The sequence below is a fragment of the uncultured Paraglaciecola sp. genome (genome assembly GCF_913058035.1).
Lineage (GTDB): Bacteria > Pseudomonadota > Gammaproteobacteria > Enterobacterales > Alteromonadaceae > Paraglaciecola.
The window spans coordinates 1-3,562 of the sequence record NZ_CAJXPA010000295.1 but is presented as its reverse complement, the minus strand read 5'-3'; the positions used below and the strand labels follow the sequence as shown (position 1 = coordinate 3,562).

2 protein-coding genes and 2 pseudogenes are annotated in these 3,562 nt (G+C 40.3%); 2 read left to right on the top strand and 2 right to left on the bottom strand.

Going from position 1 to position 3,562, the window contains the following annotated elements; all coding sequences use genetic code 11:
* Positions 1 to 733 precede the first annotated feature (733 nt).
* Positions 734 to 1,159, bottom strand: a complete 426-nt coding sequence (locus QZ562_RS20455) for a BLUF domain-containing protein (RefSeq protein WP_293764449.1) — start codon at positions 1,157 to 1,159, stop codon at positions 734 to 736.
* Positions 1,160 to 1,690: 531 nt separating this feature from the next.
* Between QZ562_RS20455 and QZ562_RS20450 the strand changes: the two are divergent.
* A pseudogene (locus QZ562_RS20450) lies at positions 1,691 to 2,391 on the top strand (DDE-type integrase/transposase/recombinase); the annotation flags it as partial.
* A 230-nt stretch (positions 2,392 to 2,621) separates the two neighbouring features.
* Here the strand turns inward: QZ562_RS20450 and QZ562_RS20445 are convergent.
* Positions 2,622 to 3,149: a thioesterase family protein gene (locus QZ562_RS20445; protein ID WP_293764447.1), complete on the bottom strand. Its 528-nt coding sequence runs from the start codon at positions 3,147 to 3,149 to the stop codon at positions 2,622 to 2,624.
* 50 nt (positions 3,150 to 3,199) lie between these two features.
* Here QZ562_RS20445 and QZ562_RS20440 point away from each other — a divergent pair.
* Positions 3,200 to 3,347: pseudogene (locus QZ562_RS20440) on the top strand (transposase); the annotation flags it as partial.
* Positions 3,348 to 3,562: the final 215 nt, after the last annotated feature.

The window sequence follows — 3,562 nt, the reverse complement described above, 5'->3', positions numbered from 1 at the left end:
GAACCTGTATACAGCTGTTAGCCGTTATGTACGCCGCAGTTACCTGTGTAGTATTAATGCCCATTCCGGTAAAAACTGTGACCTGTTTTTGCTCCTCGATAACTGCTCCTGCGTTGTTCTAATTAGTTACGTCCCTGTAACGATGCAAAACAGGCATACACCGGGACGCCGGACCGTTCCATCCCTGTCAATAACCACCCTCGACGGTGGATTAAGAATCTTATTTGTATTTTATGGTTACTCTTTGCCATCGAAATTTTTAGCTATGCTGTGATGTCCAATCATTTCCATCTCGTCATAAAGTTAATGTCACAAGTGGCCGAGAGCTAAACGGGTAATGAAGTGCTCGACCGTTAGAGCCATTTATTATTTAGAACCGGCCCGCCGACCGTCCAACAATGCCGTGCTAACACATTGGATCCAACGACAGGCCATGAATTGCCCAATAGACTTATTGAGTAATTCTATATTCGTTTGGAGGATTTGAGCTGGTTTATGAAATGTTTAATTAACCCATGGCTAATCAAGCAAAGAAAGAAGATGAATGCACCGGTCACTTTTGGGAAAGCGGATATAGATTATTAAACTGGCAGGGCAGGCTCTTTAGGGTGAAGAAGCTCTGCTCTTGTGTATGGCTTAAGTCGATCTGAATCTTATTCGAGCCAATCTATGCAACACGTCTGAAGTACCAAGGGATAAAACGTCAGGGAATAAAAAAGGCGCTGTTCAATTGTTATGCGCTGTTCGAGCGCCAGAAGCTATGTAGTAAAATTCGAGACGGCGTTTTCTTAAATGATGAAGTCCCTAGTTTGCTACTTAATATGTCTTCATGATTATAAGGGGCAACTGACACAGTTTTTTCTTTTGTACAGTAAGCCATTTCCCAGTCTTTGAAATCCCTGCACTCAATAGGACGATAAATCAGTTGAATTAATCCATAATGTAGGGAGTTTGCTTTAATGATTTCGTATATCAACTCTACATTATCAACTGTCCCCTCAATACATTGCATAAAATTACCTCCTATGTACATCAAAACGCCAGTAACATTATATTTTTCATTTCGCTCTCTGGCTGATAGTAATAGATGATCAATTTCTGCCTGAGAAAGATTGCGTGTAGCAGAAGAAACATAAACTAATGACTTTAAATTTGACATTCAACTTTACTCATCAGGTTTTATTCAATAACTCGTGGGCCTACTAGAAAGTCAGGGCCGCTATTATTCAATCTCATCATGTTTATGATCCTACTCATATCAAATTCATAATGGCTGGTATGGACTGGGATCAGTCAAAAAACCACTGCAAATCGAGTTAGTAAAACAGATAATACTACTATATTTACATACTTCTTAAGTAATAACACTGGCAGTGCTGACATAAAGCTACCCTGAACATTGTTATTTTTACAAATATAGGAACCGTAATAACCCCAGCCACATATGTTAATTTTCAAGGTTGTCTCAATATTTCATAAACCTCCTCGTTACGCCCAAAACCAGGTCGGACCCACTTAACTTTTGATTTTAATCATAAATTATCACTCAAATGGCTGTTATCCCGACCTAAATCACTATTTCCGACACCGCAAGCAGTGTCGTAACGAGCTGACTATTCACTTAGTGTATGCTTTTCTACCATTGCTGTTACTTTTTATTAGCTGCTTTTGTGCCTAGTAAGGCTGGACTATTTTCAACAAAGCCTTGACTCCCCATAGCCATATTCTTCGACCATGCCTTATTGTTCTGGTTAGAGGCCAGGGTTATTCAGTCCCAGAAGCTTCAGTATCATTGGGTATAGCCAGCAATATGCTTTATCGTTGGAAAGTAAAATTGCATAGAACGCGGAAGGCAAATCATTGTTAACTGATGAACGAGAGGAACTCAACCGACTGCGTAAAAAAGTGAAGAGTTTACGCATGGTGAAAGAAATTTTAAAAAAGGCCAGTGCCAACTTCGCGAGAGAAATGAAGTAAAGTTTAACTTCATCAGAGACGAGTCAATGCAGTGCCCAGTGACCGTATTATGTCGAGTGAACCGCCCAGGGCAGTTGATCAGTCCGATGTACTGCATCTGAACCGACGAATGAAGATGCTGTTGCTGATAACTTGTTAAACCAGAACTTTAATTCTGTTGAACCGGATAAAGTATGGGTTGGCGATACCACCTATCTGAAAACAGGTGAAGGGTGGATGTATCTAGCGATTGTTATGGATTTGTACTTACGGAGAATCGTGGGTTGGTACATCAGTAAACGCATGACAACAGACCTGATTTCCAAGGCGATGATGAGGGTTTACAGCTTAAGGCAGCCACCTAAAGGACTCGTGTTTCACAGCGATCGAGGATCGCAGTACACCAGTCATCGATATCGGTAATTATTAGAAACTTAGAGTGTACGAGCCAGTATGGGTGATGTTGGCGCTTGTTGGGATAATTATGATGCAAAAGATCTAGCCCTAAAAATCTTCCTTATTTATTTTAAAATCAACAGTTATATCAGTCTGTAGATTAAGCGATTTTTAAGAGTGCCTGTTTTTTATGGGTGATTCCTAAAGTTAGTGGCTGTAGCCACGAATGATCGCTTTAACAACAACACAGACGCTGGTGTGGCGAGATATTAATTTAATGGATCTTTTTTTGACTCTAAAAGTTTTCGCCACTTCACAACAGCCTCTGTTTGATCTGGCGATATTATATCCTCACCAACGAGTTTTAAAACCTCAGAGATTGGTACAGTCCTTTTGCCATGAACAAAAACACCTCTAACTTGTAACACAGCACAAAGACGGTCAGCTCTAAAAAACTTATGCTCTATATACCAATATTTTTCGTCCCAAAAGGTAAAGCGAGTAAAAATTTCAAACCGTTGGAATGGATTAATTGGTTTAAGGTAACTTATTTCTTGTGCTTGTACGACTGGCAACCAATTACGCTTTATCATTTTAAACAAAATGCCGACTTGTCCCATATAAGCAATACGGCTCAGATCGCACAATGAAAAATAGCGTGCATTAGTTAAATGAAAATTGATGTCACAATCAAATGGCCAAACACGATAATATGAGTGGCCCCCTTCCAGAAGGTTTTTACGGCGAGCGAACAGGCTCTTTAAAAAAATCATAATTAGTCTGAAATATAAATTCATTTACCTTCTCAAATTATCCGTTTGAAAACATAGTATAAGATACAAGCCACTTTTGGGAGGACCGGTTTAAATTACAAGCACTTTTAAGTGAAGAAGCCCTGCTCACGTGTATGGCTTACGTCGATCTTAATCCTATTTGCGCCAACAATGTGCAACACATCTGAAGCGTCAGGTCACGCCAGTATCAAAGGCCGTATAGCCCTGAATTTTGACGTATTGTCTGCGGCTGATGACGAAATCAAACAGCAACGACTACAGCGTTTCGATTTACCCCTAAAGTCACTCACTTAATTCGAAGTTAACGTGACATCTCGGAAAAATCGGGGTTTTACTTAGCTCGTCAGACTACTTGCAATTAGTGCTCTCCCTTATACACATCTGACGCTGCCGACGAACCGTATACCCCACACCCC

Bases quoted from the DNA above. Each gene is read 5' to 3' on its own strand.
- QZ562_RS20445 (WP_293764447.1), bottom strand. From the start codon at position 3,149: ATGAATTTATATTTCAGACTAATTATGATTTTTTTAAAGAGCCTGTTC.
- QZ562_RS20455 (WP_293764449.1), bottom strand. From the start codon at position 1,159: ATGTCAAATTTAAAGTCATTAGTTTATGTTTCTTCTGCTACACGCAAT.